Source organism: Muricoccus nepalensis, assembly GCF_006438825.1.
Taxonomy (GTDB): Bacteria; Pseudomonadota; Alphaproteobacteria; order Acetobacterales; family Acetobacteraceae; genus Roseomonas; species Roseomonas nepalensis.
Map to the genome: position 1 here is coordinate 62,998 of NZ_RCZP01000019.1, position 19,068 is coordinate 82,065.

The following is a 19,068-nucleotide window of genomic DNA, read 5'->3' on the forward strand; positions in this document are numbered from 1 at the left end:
GAGGGCGGCCTGCCGGCCCGGCGTGGGGCTCAGGCCGCCGCCCGCGCCTCGAAGCCGTCGCGCCCTTCCTCCACGGCGTGGCAGGCGACGAGGGTCTCCGGCGTGCCGCGGGCCGCGACCAGGGCCGGGCGCTCGGCGCGGCAGCGGTCGTTGGCGAGGGGGCAGCGCGGGTTGAAGGTGCAGCCGGAGGGCGGGCTGATCGGGCTCGGCACCTCCCCGCCCACCGGCTGGCGCTCCCGCCCGGCCATCTCCAGGTCCGGGATCGCCTCCATCAGGGCCCGCGTGTAGGGGTGGCGCGGCGCGGTGAAGAGGGTCTCGGCGGGCGCGGATTCCACAATCCGGCCGAGATACATGACGCCCACGCGGTCGCTCACCTGCCGCACGACGGCCAGGTTGTGGCTGATGAACAGGTAGGTCAGCCCGAGCTCGCGCTGCAGGCCCTTCATCAGGTTGAGGATCTGCGCCTGCACCGACACGTCGAGCGCCGAGGTCGGCTCGTCGCAGACGAGGAACTCGGGGTTGGACGACAGCGCGCGGGCGATGGAGATGCGCTGGCGCTGCCCGCCGGAGAACTCGTGCGGGAAGCGGTTGCCGTCGGCCGGCGAGAGGCCGACCTGGCGGAGCAGCGCGCCCACCTTCTCGCGCAGCGCGGCGCCGCCCTCGGCGATGCCGAAGGCGCGGATCGGCTCGCCGACGATGTCCGACACCCGCCAGCGGGGGTTGAGGCTGGCGTAGGGGTCCTGGAAGATCATCTGCATGCGGCGGCGCTGCGCGACGGACTTCCGCGCCTCCGCCAGCTCCTGCCCCTCGAAGATGGCCTGGCCGCCGCTCGGCGCGTAGAGGCCGACCGCGAGCCGCGCGACGGTCGATTTGCCGCAGCCGCTCTCGCCGACGAGGGAGAAGGTGGTGCCGCGCGGGATGGCGAAGGAGACGCCGTCCACCGCGCGCAGCGTCCGCCGCGGCTCGCGCGCGAGGAGGCGCTGCAGGGCCGGCTTCGAGACATCGAAGTGCCGGCTGAGGTCCCGGGCCTCGAAGATCGCGGCCTCAGGCATGGGCGCGCTCCCGCGGGGCGTGGCTGTCGAAGAGCCAGCAGGCGGCCCGCGTCTCCACCGCCGGCAGCAGCTCCGGCCGCTCCTCCCGGCAGCGGTCGAAGACGTGGGGGCAGCGCGGGTTATAGGCGCAGCCCCGGGGGATGGCGGTCAGGCGCGGCATGGCGCCGTCGATCTGCGGCAATTGGTCGACCCGGTGCGACAGCGGCGGGATGGAGGCCATCAGCCCCGCGGAATAGGGGTGCGCCGCGGCCTTCACCACGGATTTCACCGGGCCGATCTCGGCGATGCGCCCGGCGTACATGACGGCGACGCGGTCGGCGGTCTCGGCGATCACGCCCATGTCGTGGGTGATGAGCATGACCGAGGTCCCCTTCTCGCGCGTCAGGCGCCGGAGGAGGGCGATGACCTGGGCCTGGACGGAGACGTCGAGCGCCGTGGTCGGCTCGTCCGCCACCACCAGCTCGGGCTCGGCGCAGAGGGCGAGGGCGATCACCACGCGCTGGCGCATGCCGCCCGAGAACTGGTGGGGATAGGCTCCGATCCGCTCGGCGGCGGCGGGGATGCCGACCGCCTCCAGCCAGCCGACCGCGCGGCGGCGCGCCTCGGCGGCGTCGATGTCGAGATGCGTGCGCATGGTCTCCGTCAGCTGGTCGCCGACCGTGTAGAGGGGGTTCAGCGTCGTCAGCGGGTCTTGGAAGATGGCGCCGATCCGCTTGCCGCGGATCCGCCGGATCTCGCGCGGGGAGAGGTTGTCGATCCGCTGGCCAGCGAGGGTGATGGAGCCGCCGGCGATGCGGCCGGGGGGCTCCAGCAGCCCGATGATGGCGGCCCCCGTCATCGACTTGCCGGCGCCGGACTCGCCGACCATCCCCAGGACCTCGCCGGGCGCGATGTCGAAGGAGACCTTGTCGAGGGCGCGAAGCGTGCCGCGCCGCCCGGGAAACTCGACGACGAGGTCGCGGACCTCGAGAAGCGGGGCGGCCATCAGCGGAGCCTTGGGTTCAGCGCGTCGCGCAGCCAGTCGCCGAGCAGGTTCACCGAGAGCACCATCGCGATGAGGGCGACGCCCGGGAAGACGGTGATCCACCACTCCCCGCTGAAGAGGAAGTCGTTCCCGATCCGGATGAGCGTGCCGAGGCTCGGCTGGGTCTGCGGCAGGCCGACGCCGAGGAAGGAGAGCGTGGCCTCCGAGATGATGGCAAGGCCGAGGTTGAGCGTCGCCAGCACGAGCAGCGGGCCGAGGACGTTGGGCAGGACATGGGTGAGCATGATCCGCGCGGGCCCGATGCCGATGACGCGCGCGGCCAGCACGTATTCCTTGTTCCGTTCCACCATGGCCGAGCCGCGGACGGTGCGGGCGAAGCGGGGCCAGTCCGAGATGCCGATGGCGAAGATGACGACGTAGACGGCGATCTGGTCGTGCAGGTCCCGCGGCAGGGCGGCGCGCGCCACGCCGTCCACGAGGAGCGCGATGAGGATGTTGGGGAAGGTGAGCTGGACGTCGGCGATGCGCATCAGCACGGCGTCGACTGTCCCGCCCGCGTAGCCCGCCATCAGCCCGAGCAGAACGCCGAGCAACAGGGCGAAGGCCGTGGCCGAGACGCCGACGAAGAGCGACATCCGCGCCCCGTACATGATGGCCGAGAGCACGTCCCGCCCCTGGTCGTCCGTACCGAAGGGATGGGCGAGCGTCCCTTCGTCCAGGAAGGCGGGAGGGTTGAAGGCGTCCATCAGGTCGAGGCTGGCGAGGTCGAAGGGGTTGTAGGGCGCCAGCACCGGCGCCGCGACGGCGCCGACGATGCAGACCAGCGCCACGATCGCCGAGATGACGGCCGTGGGCGAGTGCCGGAAGGCATAGGCGATGTCGCTGTCCCAGGCCCGGGCGATGGCGTTCATCTCAGTGCCCTCCCCCGGCGCGCAGCCGCGGGTCCACCGCGTAGTAGAGAAGGTCGACCACCAGGTTGATGGTGACGAAGACCGCCGAGATCAGCAGCAGGTAGGCGGCCATGACGGGGATGTCCGCCGAGGAGACGGACTGGATGAAGAGGAGCCCCATGCCCGGCCACTGGAAGACCGTCTCCGTCACGATGGAGAAGGCGATGATGGAGCCGAGCTGCAGGCCGACGATGGTGATCACCGGCACGAGGGTGTTGCGCAGCGCGTGGCCGAAATGGATCGAGCGGTCGCGCAGCCCCCGGGCGCGGGCGAACTTCACGTAGTCCGAGCGCATCACCTCCAGCATCTCCGAGCGCACGAGGCGGAGGATGAGCGTGAGCTGGAACAGCCCGAGGGTGATGGAGGGCAGGATGAGCGCCTTGAGGCCCGAGGCCGTCAGGAAGCCCGTGCTCCACCAGCCCAGCTGCACCGTGTCCCCCCGCCCGAAGCTCGGCAGCCAGCCCAGCCAGACGGAGAAGACGAGGATGAGCAGGCTGCCGATGAGGAAGGTGGGCAGCGAGACGCCGACGAGGCTGAAGGTAAGGAGGGCGCGGCTGATCGGCGAGCGCGGGTAGAGGCCCGTGTAAACCCCCGCCGGCAGCCCCACCGCCAGGGCGACGATGGAGGCGCAGAGGGCGAGCTCGAGGGTTGCCGGGGCGCGCTCGGCGATGAGGGCCGAGACGGGGCGCGACAGGCGGTAGGAGAGGCCGAACTCCCCGTGCAGGGCGTTCCCGATGAAGCGCAGGAACTGGACCGGCACCGGCTGGTCGAGGCCGAGCGCGGCCACGAGCGCGTCGCGCTGCGCGACGGAGAACTCCTGGCCGAGCATGGTGGCGATGGGGTCGCCGACGAAGGTGAAGAGCGTGAAGGCGATGAAGGCGACGGCAAGCATCACCGGCAGGGCCTGGAGCACGCGGGACAGGATGAAAGCGGGCACGGGTTGCGCCTAGCGGACCGGCGCCGGCCCGTCCAGCCGGCAGGCGCCGGCGGGCGGGGCGTCCGTCCCAACCCGTCCGTGATTTAATCCGTCGATCATCCGGTCCGTTTCCAGGGCGGTGGGCGGGTTTGGCGGCAGGGCCGCCGGCGGCGCAGCCTATCCGGGGCCGCCGTCACATGGCGAGCGGGCCGCTCCGCGCGTGCCCCTCGTTCGTCCAGTCGCGGATGATGGTGAAGGCCACCGCCAGCAGAACCGGCCCCAGGAAGAGGCCCAGGAACCCGAAGGCGAAGGCGCCGCCGAGCGCGCCGAGGAGGGTCAGCAGCAGCGGAAGGTCCGCGCCGCGCGAGATCAGCCAGGGCCGGATAAAGTTGTCGACCGAGGAGATCCCGAAGGCGCCGTAGAGGCCCATGAAGATGCCCCAGCCCGTGCTGCCGTTCACCAGCAGCCAGATGGTCGCGGGGATCCAGACCACCGGCGCGCCGATCGGCAGGATGGAGACCACCCCCGCGAGCAGGCCGAAGAGCGCCGGATGGGGGACGCCGGTGAGCCAGAGCCCGAAGGCGGTCATCGCCCCCTGCACCACCGCCGTGCCGAGCAGCCCGTAGACCACGCCCCGGGTCACGGCGCCGGTCAGCGCCACCAGCCGCCGGCCGCGCCCGTCCGCGATCCGCTCGGCCGCCCGGTCCAGCGCCTGCGCCAGGCGCGGGCCGTCGCGGTAGAAGAAGAAGGAGAGAAGGATCGCCACCAGCAGCTCGGCCACCCCGGAGACGACCGCGAGGAAGAGGCTGAGCGCCATCTGCGCGGCGTCGCCGGCGTAGGGGCGGAGCATGCCGAAGAGATTGCTCACCCCGAGGTCGAGCTCCCCGAATCGTTCCTCCAGGAAGCCGCCGACGAAGGGCAGGCGGCCCGTGGCCGCGAGCAGGGCGGGCAGCCCGTCCGTGAGGAAGGTCTGGATCGAGCTGCGAAGGCCGTCGATCTCCTCCCGGCTGGTCGGCGCCGCGATGGCGAGCGGCAGGCCGAAGACGAGCATCATCACCGTCACCATCAGCGCGGCCGCCCAGCCCGGCCGGAACTTCGCCTGGTCCGTCAGGAAGCGGTAGGCCGGCCAGGTCGTGAAGGAGAGGATCGCGGCCCAGAGAAGGGAGGAGAGGAAGGGCTTCAGGACGAGGAAGCAGCCGGCGAGCAGCGCCACCAGCGCCGTGACGGCGATGATACGAATCAGGAACTGCTTGTCGTCGGGCATGATTCGCTCCGGGCCAGGGCGATCCCTTATGGCGCGGCCCCGCGCCCGGACCAAACGCCCGCCCCGCGCGCTGCCTTGCCGCCCACCGCCCCGTGTCCTCCGGCGGCCTTGGGCACGGTTACGATTTGCGCTAGCCCTGCCGCTCGAGCAGCACCGCAGCGGGACAGACGCGCATGAAGATCGGTTTCATCGGCCTCGGCATCATGGGCCGCCCCATGGCGGTCAACCTCGCCAAGGCCGGCCACGAGCTGCTCGTGCCCGAGCGCGCGAGCCTGACGGACGAGGTCCGCGGCGCGGCCACCGTCCTCCCCTCCCCCGCCGAGGTCGCGGCGGGTGCCGAGGTCGTCATCCTGATGCTGCCCGACACCCCCGATGTGGAGGCCGTGCTCTTCGGCGAGGGCGGCGTCGCCGCCGCGCTGAAGCCGGGCACGCTGGTGATCGACATGTCCTCGATCAGCCCGACCGCGACGAAGGACTTCGCGGCCCGCGTGAACGAGCGCGGCTGCGACTACCTCGACGCCCCCGTTTCCGGCGGCGAGGTGGGCGCGCGCAACGCGGCACTGACCATCATGGTCGGCGGCCCGAAGGCGGCCTTCGACCGCGCCCTGCCGCTGTTCCAGGCCATGGGCAAGAACATCACCCTCGTCGGCGAGGCGAACGGGGCCGGCCAGACGACGAAGGTCGCGAACCAGATCATCGTCGCGCTCAACATCGCCGCCGTGTCGGAGGCCCTTGTCTTCGCGAGCAAGGCTGGCGCGGACCCGGCCCGCGTGCGCGAGGCCCTGATGGGCGGCTTCGCCTCGTCGCGCATCCTCGAGGTGCACGCGGAGCGCATGATCAAGCGGACCTTCGACCCGGGGTTCCGAATCGCGCTCCACCAGAAGGATCTCAACCTCGCGTTGCAGGCCGGGCGCGATCTCGGCGTGGCGTTGCCGCAGACGGCGTCGGCACAGCAGCTCTTTTCTGCGGTCTCGGCCGCTGGTGGATCGCAGCAGGACCACTCGGCGATGGTGCGCGCGCTCGAAAAACTCGCGTCGCACGAGATTGGATGAAGGATGCCTAGTGTTGCGTGCATGCAATTGCGCCAGAGGGCGAAAACGCGCATTTTAACGCACCAATCCAGGGCCATGAGATGACGCCGATGCGAACGGGCCGAAATGCCAGTGCCTCGCCCACCGAGGAACGGGCGATGCGCTTCGCCGATATCGGGCAGCAGCTTCGCGCCTACCGGCTGGAATCCGGCCTGCGCGCCGAGGAGATCGCCGCGCGCCTCGGCGTGTCGCGGGCGGCGCTCTACCGCTACGAGAAGGGCGAGGTGATCAAGCTGGACACGATCCGGCGCCTCGCGGAGCTGCTCAAGATCTCGCCTCTTTCCCTTCTCGGGATCGGCGTCGAGTACTTTTCCCGCCCCCTTGCCCTGCAGGAGCGCCTCCGGCAGGTCGAGGAGGAGGCCGAGCAGATCCTCCAGCTCGGCGGCGCGCTCTGCACCCTCGTGACCACCGAGGCCTACGACGCGGCGCTGGCAGAGGCGATGGCGGAGGCCGCCGGCACCGCCACGGAGCGGCTCGCCTTCCACGCGGCGGCCGAGCAGGCGCTCGGCCTGCTCACCGCCCGCAAGCGCCTCTACCAGCAGCGCCGGCCCTCGATCATCGCGATGGTCGGCGAGACCGCGTTGCGCAACCTCCTGACCGACGGCATCGCCCCCGGCCTCCGGCTGTCGGACGCCGTGCGGCAACGTTGCATCCTCGCCGCGCGCGCCGAGGCGGAGAACCTCGCGGCGCTGATGGAGAGCGTCCCGATGGGCCTGCAGGTGGGGCTGCTGACGGACGCCGCGCCGACCGGCCACTTCATGGTGCTCCGCGCGCGCGACCGCGCGCATCTCTGCGCGAGCCCCTTCCTCCCGGACAGCCCGCCGCTGAACGCCATCGGCGTCGGCATGGTGACCGCCGCCGACGAGGCCGTCAGCATCCACCAGCGCGTGGCCGAGAGCGCCTGGCGCGAGGCGCGCAAGGGCGCCGAGGCCGCCGCCCGCCTCAGGCTGCTCCTGGCCGAGACGCGGCTTCACTGAGCGGCGAGCCCGCGGGCACCGAGTCGAGGTCCAGCGTGGCCTCGAGGATCTCCGGGTCCTCGGTGCCGTGGGTCGTGAAGCCGATTCGGCGCACGAAGCGGATCATTCCCGTGTTCTCGGCCAGCACCTGCCCCGCCATGCGGCGCAGCCCGCGCGCCCGCGCCCATTCCACCAGCCGCGCCATGAGGTGGCTGGCGAGGCCGCCGCGCTTCCAGCCGGCGTCCACGAGGATGGCGAACTCCCCCCCGCCCTGGCCGTCCAGGACGAGGCGCGCGGTGCCGGCGAAGCGCCCGTCTTCCAGCGCCGCGAAGGCCATCTCCCGGTCGTAGTCGATCTGCGTGAGGCGGGCGATCTGGGCGGGCGGAAGCTCGCGCAGGCGGTTGAAGAAGCGGAAGCGCAGGTCCTCCGCGGGCACGCGGCGCACGAAGGCGGCCAGCTCCTCCGCGTCCTCCGGGCGGATCGGGCGCACGAGCACCCGCCGCCCGTCGCGCAGCGCGAAGGGCCGCGCGAGCTCCGCCGGATAGGGCGGGATGGCGAGGCGGCTCGCCTCCCCGGCCGGGCGCAGGGTGAGGTCGGCGTCGAGCGCGATGGTGCCGGAGGGCCCGACGCGGAGCGGGTTCGTCCGCGCGGAGGCCACCTCGGGGAAGTCGACCGCGAGCTGCGACAGGCCGACCAGCGCCTCGGCCAGCCCCTCCTTCGAGACCGGGGGTTGGTCCCGCCAGCCGTCGAGCAGCCGCGCGACCCGCGTGCGCCCGATCATCGAGAGCGCGAGGGCGCGGTTGAGAGGCGGCAGGTCGAAGCTCTCGTCCGCCTCGATCTCGGCCGCCGTGCCGCCCCGCCCGAAGCCGATCCAAGGGCCGAACATGGCGTCGTCCTCAAGCCGGAGGCGAAGCTCGCGCCCGGGCGGGCCCATGGGCTGCACCATCCAGCCGCGGAGCGCCGGCGGCGGGGCCGAAGCGGCGGCCTGGGCGAGCATCTCCGCCGCGGCCGCGCGCAGCGAGTCGGCGTCGCGGAGGCCGAGCGCGACGCCGCCGATCTCGGTCTTGGCGGGCAGGTCGGCGCTCAGCAGCTTGAGCACCGCGGGCCAGCCCAGCGCCTCCGCCGCCGCCACCGCCTCCTCCACCGTGCCGGCGACGCGGTGCGGCACGACGGGGATGCCGTAGGCGTCGAAGACCGCCAGCGCCTCGGCTTCGTCGAGGCTCAGCCGGCCTGAGGCGCGCACGGCGGCGAAGATGGCGGCCACGCGCGCGCGGTCGGGCGCGACCTCCATCACCTCGGCCGGGGGAAGCTCGGCGGCGGCGGCCCGGTTGCGCCGGTCCTGGGCGAGGTGGAGCGCGCCCTGGACCGCGGCCTCCGGCGTCGCGAAGACGGCCACCCCCCGCTCGGCGAGGGCGCGGCGCTGGGCGCCGGCGGTCGACTGGCCGAGCCAGGCGGTCAGCACCGGCGCGGCCCGCTGCCCCCGCCCGGAGGTCGCGGCCACGGCGACGAGACCCTCCGCCGCGATCGCCGGGTCCTCCTCTGGCGCCGGCGCGTGGATGGCGACGACCGAATCGACCTCGAGCAGCGCGCCGAGAAGGGTCGCGGCCTCGCCGAGCCGATGCCCCTGCCCCATCGGCAGGGCGAGCGGGTTGTGCCCGGTCCAGCCGCCGGGCAGCGCGAGGTCCAGCATCGCCCGCGCGGCCTCGGGGATCTGCGCGAGGCGGCCGCCGCCGCGCAGCGCCGCGTCGGCCGCCATCTGCGCGGGGCCGAGGCCGTTGGAGACGATCGCGATGCGGTCCCCGCGCGCCCCGTCCGGTCCGGGCCGGGGCGAGGGCTTCACGCGGCCGAGCGTCTCGGCGGCGGAGAGAAGGCTCTCCAGCCCCTCCACCCGCAGCACGCCCGCGCGGCGCAGCGCCGCGTGCATCACCGCGTCCGCCCCGTCCCGCCCGGCATAGCCCGGGCGCTGCGCGACCACGGGCCGCGTGCGGGCCGCGGCGCGGGCGGAGGAGATGAAGCGGCGCCGGTCCTTGATGCGGCGGAGGTCGAGCAGGATCGTGCCCGTGCCGGCGTCCCGCGCCAGCCAGTCGAGGCCGCCCGCGAAGCCGTAGTCGGCGTTCGTGCCGATCCCCGCGATGAGGGTGAAGCCGACCGCCTCGCTCTCCGCCCAGTCGATCACGGCGCGGGCGACGGCGGAGGACTGGCAGAGCAGCGCCAGCCGCCCTGGCCGCGGCGCGACGTGGGACAGCGAGGCGTTCAGCCCCGCGAGAGGGATGCAGAGGCCGAAGGAGCGCTCGCCGAGCGCGCGCACGCCCGTCGCTGCGCAGACGGCGGCAAGACCGGGCGCGGGGCCGATGACCACGGCGGCGAAGCACCCGGCCGCGGCGAGGGAGGCCATGGCGGGCGCGACCCCCTCCGGCGGCAGGGAGAGCACCGCGAGGTCGGGCGGCGCCGGCAGCTCGGCCAGGGACGCGACGGTCTCCAGGCCGGGCCAGGCCTCGCCCACCGCGTGCAGCGCGCCCTTGAAGCGCCCTGCCGCGATGTTCCGGGCGAGGATTCCGGAGGCCGCGACCGCCGGGTCCGCCAACAGCGCCACCCGGCGCGGCGCGAAGAGGTTGGTGTCGCGGAAGCCCTTCGCGAGCCCTCGGTCGGAGAGGGGGACCGGGAGCGTCACGGGCCCTCCTATTCGGCCGAGAGCGCCCGGCGCGCCGCCTCGGCGAGGAAGCCGCTGGCGGTGGGCAGCACGCGGTCCTCGAAGTCGTAGTTCGGGTGGTGGAGCTCCCGCCCGCCCTCGGCGGGGCCGTTCCCGATCCAGACGAAGGCGCCGGGGATCTCGCGCAGGAACTCCGAGAAGTCCTCGCCCGTCATGGCCGCTGGAAGGTCGCGCCGGACGGTGGTGACGGCGCCGGCGGCCGCGGCCGCGAGGTCGCGCTCCGCCGGGTGATTCGTGGTGACGGCGACGCCGCCGAGCACCTCGGCCCGCGCGTTCACCTGAAAGGTCTCGGAGATGCCGCGGGCGACACGGTCCAGCGCCTCGCCGATCATGGCGCCGGTCTCGTCGCGGAGGTAGCGGAGCGAGCCGCGGATCGAGACGCCGGCCGCGATCTGGTTCCAGGCCTCGCCGCCTTCGATCTTCGTCAGGCTCACCACCGCGGAGTCGAGCGGGTCGAGGTTGCGGGCGACGATCGACTGGCAGGCGACGATCGCGTGGCCGGCGGCGACGATGGGGTCGTGCGTCAGGTGCGGCAGCGCGGCGTGGCCGGCATGGCCCTCAATGAGGATCTGGAAGCGGCGCCCGGCGGCCATCACCGGCCCGTCATGCACGGCGATCGTCCCGACCGCGAGGCCCGGCCAGTTGTGCCAGCCGAAGATGCGGTCCATCGGGAAGCGCCGGAACAGCCCGTCCTCGATCATCGCGCGGGCGCCGCCGCCGCCCTCCTCGGCGGGCTGGAAGACGAGGCGGACGGTGCCCGACCAGCCCTCGTCCCGCATCAGCAGCGCGGCCGCGCCGAGCAGCGCCGTCGTGTGGCCGTCATGCCCGCAGGCGTGCATCACGCCCGGCTTCGTACTGCGGTAGGGAAGGTCGGCGCTCGCCTCCTGGATCGGCAGCGCGTCCATGTCGGCCCGGAGGCCGACGCTGCGGTTGCCGCCGCCGCGCCGCAGCGTGGCGACGACGCCGTGCCCGCCGACCCCCGTCTCGATCTCGGTCACGCCAAGTTCACGCAAACGTTGGGCGACGAAGGCCGCGGTTGGGCCTTCTTCCTGGGTGACGTCGGGATTCGCGTGGAGGTGGTGCCGCCACTGCGTCAAGGTCTCGAACAGGTGCTCATCCATGGGATCAGGAGTTAGCCCTTCCATTGCCGTCGCTCCACCCCGGACTTGCGCTGCTGCCGTTCCTGCTCGTGGGCGTCGCCGTCGCGCAGGCGCCGGGCAGGCCCCGGCCGGACGCCGCGCCGCCCCAGGAACCAGCGGGGGAGCCGGCGGGGAGGACATCGGACGGAACGACCGATCCGCAAGCCGAGGGGGCGGACGGCACCCTGGACGGCCCGGTCCGCTCCTACGCCGTCACGATCACCCCCACGGGCAACGCGGCGCTAGACACGGCCCTTGAGGCCGTCTCCTCGCTCCAGCGGCTCCGCGAGCGCGTGCCGACGAGCGCCGAGGGGCTCGTCGCCCGGGCGCTCCAGGACATGGCCCAGCTCCGGAACGCCCTTCGCTCCGAGGGCTACTACGATGGCACGCCCACCATCACCCTCGCCGGCGAGCCGCCGGACGCGCCGAACCTGGCGCTTCGCCTGGCGGCGCGCGGGCCCGAGCCGGTGCCCGTGGTGGTGGGCGCGCGCACCGGGCCGCTCTACCGCGTCTCCCGCGCGACGCTCCGCCCCTTCGTGGCCGAGACCGACATCGCCGAGGCGGGGGAGGTGGCGGGGCTCGGCCCCGGCGATCCCGCGCGCGCGGCGGCAGTGAACGCCGCCCAGGAGACGCTGCTGACGCGCCTTCGCGAGGCGGGGCACCCCTTCGCCAGCGTGCCCGGCCGCGACATCACCGTCGACCACGACACGAGGACGATGGAGATCGTCTACCGCGTCCAGCCCGGCCCCCGCGCCCGCTTCGCCCAGCCGGTCGTGGAGGGGTCGGAAAACGTGAGCGGGGACCTTCTCCGCCGCGCTTCCGGCGTGCTGGCGGGGGAGACCTACGACCCGCGGGAGCTCGACCGCGTGCGGCGGGACGTGCTGGCGCTCGGCGTCTTCGGCACCGTCCGTGCGCGCACGGGGGACCAGCTCGACGACGAGGGCCGCCTGCCCGTCACCTTCCTCGTCGCCGAGCGGCCCTTCCGCGCCCTCGGCGCCACCGCCGCCTACGAGACCCGCTACGGACCGACCATCCGCGCCTACTGGGAGCACCGGAACCTCTTCGGCGGGGCGGAGCGGCTGCGGATCGAGGGGGAGATCTCCCGCACCGCCCAGACCGGCGTCAACGGCACTGGCGCGCGCCTCTCGGCCAACCTCCGCCAGCCCTGGTTCGCCGGGCTGAACGCGACGGCGGTGACGGAGATCGCGATCCTCCGCGAGCGTCTCCTCGCCTATGACCGGGACGCGGTGACCGCCAGCTTCTCGCTCGAGCGCAAGCTCAGCACGCGGCTCACGGCCTCCGCCGGTGTCGCCGGCGACATCGGCAAGACCTCCGAGGTGGACCGCAAGATCGACTACAGCCTCGTCTCCCTGCCGCTCGGGCTTCGCTACGACGGGACCGACAGCCTGCTGGACCCGACGCGCGGCTACCGCGCGAGCGCGGTGGTGGCGCCCACCCTCTCCTTCGGGGATGCGAGCTCCACCTTCGTCCGCGCGCGCGCCACCGGCAGCGCCTATTTCGACCTCACGGGGGACAAGGGCAGCGTGCTCGCGCTGCGGGCCGGCCTCGGCACGCTCGCCGGGGCGGAGGCGGGGCAGGTGCCGCCGCACCTGCGCTTCTACGCGGGCGGCGGCGGCTCGGTCCGCGGCTACGATTTCCAGACGATCGGCCCCCGCCGGTCCAACAACACCCCACGGGGCGGCCTCTCCCTCGCCGAGGGCAGCATCGAGCTTCGCCAGCGGCTCTCCGGCCCCTACGGCGTCGCCGTCTTCGTCGACGCGGGCAGCGTCAGCGACACGGCCGGCCTCGGCTTCGACGAGCTCCGTATCGGCGGCGGCGTGGGCTTCCGCTACGCCACCGCCATCGGGCCGATCCGGGCGGACGTGGCCCTGCCCTTCTCGAAGCTCCCGGGGAACTCCGGCTACGGGCTCTACGTGGGCATCGGGCAGGCCTTCTGATGCGCCGCCTCCTGCGCGTGCTCGGCGCCGTCCTCGGCCTGCTGGTGCTGCTCCCTGTCCTCCTGCTGGGCGCGGCCTGGGTCGGGCTGAACGTGCGGCCGGGGCAGGACGCGCTGGCGCGGCTCGCCATGTCCTACGTGCCGGGCCTTTCCATCGAGAACCTGCACGGCGGGCTGCCGGCCGCGCCGCGCATCGGGCGGGTAGTCCTCTCCGACCGAGAGGGGCCCTACCTCGTCCTTGAGGACGTGGCGCTCGACCTCGACCTTCTCCGCCTGGCCTCGCGCGAGGCGCGGGTGCGGAACCTCAGCGCCGGGCGCGTGGCCCTCAGCCGCCTCCCCGTCGCCGATCCGGACGCGGCGCCGGAGCCCCCCTCCGAGCCCGGGCCGCTGCTGCCGAGCCTGCCGCAACTGCCGGTGGAGATCGCCGTCGAGCGGATCGCCCTCCCCCGGATCGAGCTCGGCGAGCCCGTGGCCGGGATCCCCGCGGTCCTCTCGCTGGAGGGCGGCGGGCGGCTCGGGGTGGACGGCGCCTTCCTCAGCGCCAAGGGCCGGCGGCTGGACGCGCCGGGCTCGCTCGACCTCGACCTCGCCCTGGCCCCCGGGGACCGCCTGCGGGTGAACGTCGCCTATGACGAGGCCCGGGGCGGGCTGGTCGCCAGCCTGCTGGGCAAGCCGGACCAGGCGACCCGCCTGCGCGTCTCGCTCGACGGGCCGGCCACGGGCGCGGCCCTCGACGTCTCCGCCGACCTCGGCGAGACGGCCCGGCTGGCGGCGAAGGGCACGGTCAGCCTCCCGGCCGCGGGCGGGGTCGGTCTGGACGCGGCGGGCACGGCGGCGCTGGGCGGCTTCCTGCCCCCGCCCGTCGCCGATCTCCGCTTCGCCCTCCGCACCCTTCCCGCCGAGGGCGGCGCCACCCGGATCGAGCGTGCCCGGGTGGAGACCGGCGCCGCCACCGCCGAGCTGAGCGGGCTCGTCGGCCAAGCGCTGGACCTCGCCTTCGAGGCGCGCGTGAACGACGCCTCCACCCTTGCCGGGCTGGTGCCCGAGGCCGTCGGCTGGGAGGCCATCACCGCCCGCGGCGCCGTGACCGGCACCAACGCCGCGCCGGAGCTCCGGGTGGACGCGACCGTCGCCGGCCCACGCCTGCCCGAGCCCGCGCCGGGCCTGCTCGGCCCCTCCCCCACCCTCCGGCTGCGCGCCAACCGCCAGCGCGTGCACGAGCTGGCGGTGGACGGCCGCGCCGTGACCCTGCGGGCGGAGGGGGCCTATGGCGAGACGCTCGACCTCACGCTCGACGCCTCCCTCGCGGCCGAGGACCTCCCCGACGTGCCCGTGCGGGGCGCGCTCACGGCCCGGGCGCGCGTCACCGGCCCGGCCGCGAGCCCCGCCGTCGCGCTGACCGCCTCCTCGCCGGAGCTCCTCGCCTACGGCCGCAAGCTCGAGGCGCTCCGCCTGGAGGCGAGCCTGCCGAGCGCCACGGTCCCGGCCGGGAGCCTGAACCTTGCGGGACGGCTGCAGGGCCTGGCCCTCTCTGCCGAGGCGCGGGCGGCGCAGGAGGGGGACCTCGTGCGGGTGGAGGCGCTCCGCGCCGCCCTCGGCCCGGCGCGGCTGGAGGGCGGGGGCGAGTTCGACACGAAGCGGATGCTCGGCACGGCCAGCCTCCTCCTCGAGGCCGCGGACCTCGCGCCGCTCTCCTCCATCGCCGGCACGCCGCTCGGCGGCGGCCTGCGCCTCTCGGCCCGGCTGGAACCCCGGGGCGAGGAGGGCGCGCGGCGCCAAGGGATCGAGGCCGACCTCCGCGCGACCGACCTCCGGGCCGGCGGCGCGTCGGTCAACGGGACCCTCCAGGCGCGGGGCACGGACGCGGCGCTGGACGTGCAGGGCGACGTCCGCGCCTTCGAGGCCCGGGCGACGCTCCGCGCGCGCCTCGCGCTGGACGGGCCCGAGAAGCGCGTCGAGCTCGCCGCGCTCGACGTGCAGCGCCAGGCGCTCGGCCTCCGCCTCGCCTCCCCCGCCACCATCCTGCTGGCGCCGGACGGCGCGGTCTCGACCCCCGGCCTCTCGCTCCAGGCACGCCCGGGCGGGACTCTGCGCCTGGCCGGGCGCTGGGGGCCGGAGACGGCGGACCTGCGGGCGACCATCGCGGCCCTTCCGCTCTCGCTCGCCAACCTCTTCGCGCCCGACCCGCCGCTGGCCGGCACGCTCTCGGGCGACATCCGCGTCTCCGGCCCGGTCGCCCGGCCCGGCCTCGACGGGGAGCTGCGCGGCACGGGGCTGAAGGCCGGGGCGCCCTGGGCGCGCGGCCTGCCCGAGGGCACGCTGCAGGCCACCGCCCGGATGCGGGGCGAGACTCTGGAGGCCCGCGCGGAGTTCCGCGCCGGCGCCGCGCTGCGCCTCAACCTCGAGGCGCAGGTGCCGAGCGACTTTGAGGGGCCGCTCAGCGCCACGCTGCGCGGCAACGCCGACATCGCCCCGCTCGCCTCCCCCTTCCTTCTCGGTGGCGCCAGCCGGGTGGCCGGGAAGCTGGCGATCGAGGCCCAGGCCGCCGGCACGGTGGCCGAGCCGCGCGTCTCCGGCACGGCGCGGCTGAGCGACGGCCTCTACCGCAACCTCGAGTACGGCGTGGCGCTGCGGAACATCGCCGGCACGGTTCGCGGCGACCGCGAGCGCATCGTCGTGGAGTCCATCACCGCCCGCGCCGGCCCCGGCGCCCTGACCGCGCGCGGCGAGCTGCGGCCCTTCGGGGAGGGGCGGCCGATCGAGCTGACGGTCACCGGCCAGGACCTCCAGCCGGTCTCGAGCGACCTTCTCCGCGGCGCCTTCGACACGGACCTGCGGCTGACGGGCTCCCTCGACTCGGGCATGCGCCTCGGCGGGCGGATCACGACGCGCACGCTGACCATCGGCGTGCCCGAGGGGCTGCCGAGCGGCGTGGCGGACATCGGCGAGGTGCGGGAGGTCGGGCGCGGCGCGCCGCGGCCGCCGCCCGGCGCCGCGCGCCGGGGGACGGCCGCCCCGGCCGAGGCCGCGCCGCTCGCGCTCGACATCACCTTCGACGCGCCGCGCCAGGTCTATCTCCGCGGCCGCGGCCTGGACGTGGAGCTCGGGGGCAACGTGCGGGTCGCCGGCAACGTCTCCGACCCGCAGGCAAGCGGGGAGCTGCGGCTGCGGCGCGGCAACCTGACCGTGCTCGACCGGCGCCTGAACTTCGAGCGCGGCGTGCTCCGGTTCCAAGGCGACGTCGCCTCGCCGGACATCGACCTTCTCGCGACCTCGCGCGCGGGCACGACGACGATCAACGTCGCCGTCACCGGCACGCCGCGCGACCCGAAGATCGAGTTCACCTCCTCGCCGGAGCTGCCGCAGGACGAGGTGCTGGCGCGGCTCATCTTCAACCGCTCCGCCGACAAGCTCTCGCCCTTCCAGATCGCCCAGCTCGCGCGCGTGCTGTCGGGCGCGCTCTCGGGCGGGAAGGAGGATCCGGTGACGGGGGTGCTGGGCCGCGTCAGCCGCTCGCTCGGGCTCGACCGGCTCGGCATCGGCAGCGGCGCCAACGGGGCGCCGGGGGTGGAGGCGGGCGGCTATCTCGGGCAGGGCATCTACCTCAACGTCGAGCCCGGCACGACCACGGGATCGCCGCGCGTCGGCGTGCAGATCGAGCTGACGCCGCGGCTGAAGCTCGAGAGCGGCGCCGGGGCCGACAGCCAGGGCGCCGGGCTCTCCTACGAGTACGAATACTGAACGCGGCCGGCCGAAGCGTCGCCGGACCTATTCCGCCGCGGCCGCCCAGAGGCTAGACTCCGCCCGTCCCGGTCGCCGTTCCGCTGTTGCCGCGCGGCCCGGCCGCCGGGCGCCACCAGCATGGAAGGAGAGGGCGAAAATGCGCGCCTTCGAGGGACAGTTCAGCGACAACAAGCCGATTCGCCGCAGCATGGAGGAGAAGCGCCGCCTTCTCGCCGAGCTCGAGCAGACGCTCGCCGGCATGAAGCCCCACACCTCGCCGGGGCTGCGCGACAGCATCAAGGGGCGGATCCTCGAGCTGCGCGCGGATATTGGCGGCGGCAAGCGCTGAGAGGACGCTGAGGCGACGGCGGGCCGGGCGCGACCGGCCCGCCGTCGCGGCGGGGCTCAGCCCGCCAGCTCGGCCAGCAGCCGCGCGTGGCTCCGCGCGCCGTGCATGAGGCAGGCCCAGTCGAACTTCTCGTTCGGGCTGTGCACCTGGTCGTCGTCGAGGCCGAAGCCCATCAGCACGCTGTCGAGGCCGAGGATGCGGCGGAAGCTCTCCACCACGGGGATGGAGCCGCCAGAGCCGATCAGCACCGCCTCGCGCCCGTACTCGGCGGCCAGCGCCCGGCGGGCGGCCGCGACCTCCTCGCTATCCTCGGGCACGACCACCGGGGGCGCGGAGCTGAAGCGCTGGACCTCGGCGCGCGCGTCGGCCGGCAGGCGCTCCTTCACGAAGGCCTCCAGCGCGTCGAGCACGGCGTTCGGGTCCTGGTCGCCGACGAGGCGGAAGGAGACCTTCGCGTGCGCCTCGGCCGCGATGACGGTCTTGGCGCCCGGGCCCGCGTAGCCGCCCCAGATCCCGTTCACGTCGCAGGTCGGCCGCGCCCATTGGCGGACGAGCGGCTTCAGCCCCTCCTCGCCCGCGGGCACCGAGAGCCCGATGTCGCCGAGGAAGCGCGCCTCGTCGAAGCCGAGCGAGTCCCAGGCCGCCAGCAGGTTGCCGCCGACCTCCGGCACCTCGTCGTAGAAGCCGGGCAGCATGACGCGGCCCTTGGCGTCGTGAAGCTGGGCGATGATGCGGCAGAGAAGGTTCAGCGGGTTGAGCGCCATGCCGCCGTAGAGGCCCGAATGCAGGTCGCGCGACGCCGCGAAGAGGTCGATCTGCGCGTAGGCCATGCCGCGCAGCCGGGCCGAGATGGCGGGCGTGCGCGCGTCCCACATGTTCGTGTCGCTGACGACGACGGCGCGCGCGCGGCGGAGCTCGGCCGCGTGCTCCTCGAGGAAGGCGTCGAGGCTCGGGCTGCCGATCTCCTCCTCGCCCTCGACCAGCACGCGCACCGGCGCGGGCGGCGAACCCGCCACGTCGTGCCAGGCGCGCATGGCCGCGAGCCACGTCATCACCTGGCCCTTGTCGTCCACCGCGCCGCGCGCGACCGTCACGGGGCCGTTGCGTCCCTCGGCAAGGGTCGGCTCGAAGGGCGGCGAGGTCCAGAGCTCGAAGGGCTCGGCCGGCTGCACGTCGTAATGGCCGTAGTAGAGCAGCGGCGCCGCGCTCGTGCCGGGGCCGGGGTGGTGCGCGACGACGGCCGGGTGCCCGGCGGTCTCGCGGATCTCCGCGGTGAAGCCGATCTCGCGCAGCTCGCGCGCCAGCCACTCGGCGGCGCGGCGGCAGTCGGCGGCGTGGGCCGGCTGGGCGCTCACGCTCGGGATGCGCAGGAAGTCGAAGTAGCGCGCGCGGATCTCCTCCTCCGCGGCGTCGAGCCGGGCGAGGACGGCGTCCAGCTTGTGCATCAGGCGTCGTCCCCCGTGTCGGGGGTCAGGCCCGCGGCCTTGATGCCGGCCACCGCCGCCAGCTCGTCCTTGTCGGAGAGGTCGCCCGAGACGCCGACCGCGCCGAGGATGGCGCCCGCGCCGTCCCGCACGAGCACGCCGCCCGGCACAGGCACCGCCGCGCCGCCCGCGAGGTCGGAGAAGGCGTTCATGAAGCCGGGCATCCCCTGGGAGCGCCGGGCCAGCTCCCGCCCGCCGAAGCCGAGGCCCATCGCGCCGAAGGCCTTGCCGTGCGCGATGGCCGGTCGGAGGAGGCTGCACCCGTCCTCCTTCAGCAGCGCCTTCATCTGGCCCGCCGCGTCCAGCACCACCACGGTCAGGGGCGCAAGGCCGAGGCGCCGCCCCTCCTCGAGCGCGGTGGTCGCGATGCGCTGCGCCTGGTCCAGCGTGACGCCGTGCTGGAAGCCGATGGGGGGATTGGGCATGGGGGCCGCCGTTCGGTTAGGGGTTCTGCCCGCGGTTCTATGCCCCTCGCGGCCGCTGGCAAGGCCG

General features: G+C 74.4%; 13 protein-coding genes and 1 pseudogene. 5 read left to right on the forward strand and 9 right to left on the reverse strand.

Annotated elements, in window-relative coordinates; genetic code table 11:
- Positions 1-29 precede the first annotated feature (29 nt).
- The 5 genes from EAH89_RS17795 to EAH89_RS17815 form a co-directional block, all read right to left on the reverse strand.
- The gene (locus tag EAH89_RS17795) at positions 30-1,052 is read right to left on the reverse strand and encodes an ABC transporter ATP-binding protein (RefSeq protein WP_140885055.1); all 1,023 of its coding nucleotides are present in this window, start codon (positions 1,050-1,052) and stop codon (positions 30-32) included.
- On the reverse strand, positions 1,045-2,037 hold the full coding sequence (locus tag EAH89_RS17800; protein ID WP_140885056.1) for an ABC transporter ATP-binding protein: 993 nt from the start codon (positions 2,035-2,037) through the stop codon (positions 1,045-1,047). The genes EAH89_RS17795 and EAH89_RS17800 overlap by 8 nt, the downstream gene beginning before the upstream one ends.
- Positions 2,037-2,948, reverse strand: coding sequence for an ABC transporter permease (locus tag EAH89_RS17805; RefSeq protein ID WP_140885057.1), 912 nt, complete (start codon positions 2,946-2,948; stop codon positions 2,037-2,039). Before EAH89_RS17805 ends, EAH89_RS17800 begins: the two co-directional genes overlap by 1 nt.
- A 1-nt stretch (position 2,949) precedes the next feature.
- On the reverse strand, positions 2,950-3,924 hold the full coding sequence (locus tag EAH89_RS17810) for an ABC transporter permease (protein ID WP_140885058.1): 975 nt from the start codon (positions 3,922-3,924) through the stop codon (positions 2,950-2,952).
- Between the two features lie 172 nt (positions 3,925-4,096).
- The gene (locus EAH89_RS17815) at positions 4,097-5,167 is read right to left on the reverse strand and encodes an AI-2E family transporter (protein WP_140885059.1); all 1,071 of its coding nucleotides are present in this window, start codon (positions 5,165-5,167) and stop codon (positions 4,097-4,099) included.
- 167 nt (positions 5,168-5,334) lie between these two features.
- On the opposite strand from EAH89_RS17815, the pseudogene EAH89_RS17820 reads away from it, so the two are divergent.
- Positions 5,335-6,219 (forward strand): annotated as a pseudogene (locus EAH89_RS17820) (2-hydroxy-3-oxopropionate reductase); the annotation flags it as partial.
- Positions 6,220-6,356: 137 nt separating this feature from the next.
- Entirely contained in the window at positions 6,357-7,235 is an 879-nt protein-coding gene (locus tag EAH89_RS17825; RefSeq protein WP_140885061.1) for a helix-turn-helix domain-containing protein, read from the forward strand.
- Here EAH89_RS17825 and EAH89_RS17830 read toward each other — a convergent pair.
- Together EAH89_RS17830 and EAH89_RS17835 are read right to left on the reverse strand one after the other, a co-directional pair.
- Complete coding sequence (locus EAH89_RS17830) at positions 7,201-9,885, reverse strand: bifunctional acetate--CoA ligase family protein/GNAT family N-acetyltransferase (RefSeq protein ID WP_140885062.1); 2,685 nt, start codon at positions 9,883-9,885, stop codon at positions 7,201-7,203. The two genes, EAH89_RS17825 and EAH89_RS17830, sit on opposite strands and share 35 nt — an antisense overlap.
- An 8-nt stretch (positions 9,886-9,893) precedes the next feature.
- Positions 9,894-11,045, reverse strand: coding sequence for an amidohydrolase (locus EAH89_RS17835; RefSeq protein WP_140885063.1), 1,152 nt, complete (start codon positions 11,043-11,045; stop codon positions 9,894-9,896).
- Between the two features lie 23 nt (positions 11,046-11,068).
- Between EAH89_RS17835 and EAH89_RS33130 the strand changes: the two genes are divergently transcribed.
- From EAH89_RS33130 to EAH89_RS17850, 3 genes are all read left to right on the forward strand, one after another.
- Entirely contained in the window at positions 11,069-13,021 is a 1,953-nt protein-coding gene (locus tag EAH89_RS33130; RefSeq protein WP_277753854.1) for an autotransporter assembly complex protein TamA, read from the forward strand.
- On the forward strand, positions 13,021-16,761 hold the full coding sequence (locus EAH89_RS17845) for a translocation/assembly module TamB domain-containing protein (RefSeq protein ID WP_140885064.1): 3,741 nt from the start codon (positions 13,021-13,023) through the stop codon (positions 16,759-16,761). Before EAH89_RS33130 ends, EAH89_RS17845 begins: the two co-directional genes overlap by 1 nt.
- A gap of 139 nt (positions 16,762-16,900) precedes the next feature.
- Entirely contained in the window at positions 16,901-17,092 is a 192-nt protein-coding gene (locus EAH89_RS17850; RefSeq protein WP_140885065.1) for a hypothetical protein, read from the forward strand.
- Between the two features lie 56 nt (positions 17,093-17,148).
- Here EAH89_RS17850 and EAH89_RS17855 read toward each other — a convergent pair whose 3' ends face one another.
- The gene (locus tag EAH89_RS17855; protein WP_140885066.1) at positions 17,149-18,537 is read right to left on the reverse strand and encodes a M20/M25/M40 family metallo-hydrolase; all 1,389 of its coding nucleotides are present in this window, start codon (positions 18,535-18,537) and stop codon (positions 17,149-17,151) included.
- Entirely contained in the window at positions 18,537-19,001 is a 465-nt protein-coding gene (locus tag EAH89_RS17860) for a GlcG/HbpS family heme-binding protein (protein ID WP_140885067.1), read from the reverse strand. The genes EAH89_RS17855 and EAH89_RS17860 overlap by 1 nt, the downstream gene beginning before the upstream one ends.
- Between the last annotated feature and the right edge of the window lie 67 nt (positions 19,002-19,068).

Coding starts and splice junctions, on each gene's coding strand:
- EAH89_RS17795 (WP_140885055.1), bottom strand. CDS start 1,052: ATGCCTGAGGCCGCGATCTTCGAGGCCCGGGACCTCAGCCGGCACTTC.
- EAH89_RS17800 (WP_140885056.1), bottom strand. CDS start 2,037: ATGGCCGCCCCGCTTCTCGAGGTCCGCGACCTCGTCGTCGAGTTTCCC.
- EAH89_RS17805 (WP_140885057.1), bottom strand. CDS start 2,948: ATGAACGCCATCGCCCGGGCCTGGGACAGCGACATCGCCTATGCCTTC.
- EAH89_RS17815 (WP_140885059.1), bottom strand. CDS start 5,167: ATGCCCGACGACAAGCAGTTCCTGATTCGTATCATCGCCGTCACGGCG.
- EAH89_RS17825 (WP_140885061.1), top strand. CDS start 6,357: ATGCGCTTCGCCGATATCGGGCAGCAGCTTCGCGCCTACCGGCTGGAA.
- EAH89_RS17835 (WP_140885063.1), bottom strand. CDS start 11,045: ATGGATGAGCACCTGTTCGAGACCTTGACGCAGTGGCGGCACCACCTC.
- EAH89_RS17845 (WP_140885064.1), top strand. CDS start 13,021: ATGCGCCGCCTCCTGCGCGTGCTCGGCGCCGTCCTCGGCCTGCTGGTG.
- EAH89_RS17850 (WP_140885065.1), top strand. CDS start 16,901: ATGCGCGCCTTCGAGGGACAGTTCAGCGACAACAAGCCGATTCGCCGC.
- EAH89_RS17855 (WP_140885066.1), bottom strand. CDS start 18,537: ATGCACAAGCTGGACGCCGTCCTCGCCCGGCTCGACGCCGCGGAGGAG.
- EAH89_RS17860 (WP_140885067.1), bottom strand. CDS start 19,001: ATGCCCAATCCCCCCATCGGCTTCCAGCACGGCGTCACGCTGGACCAG.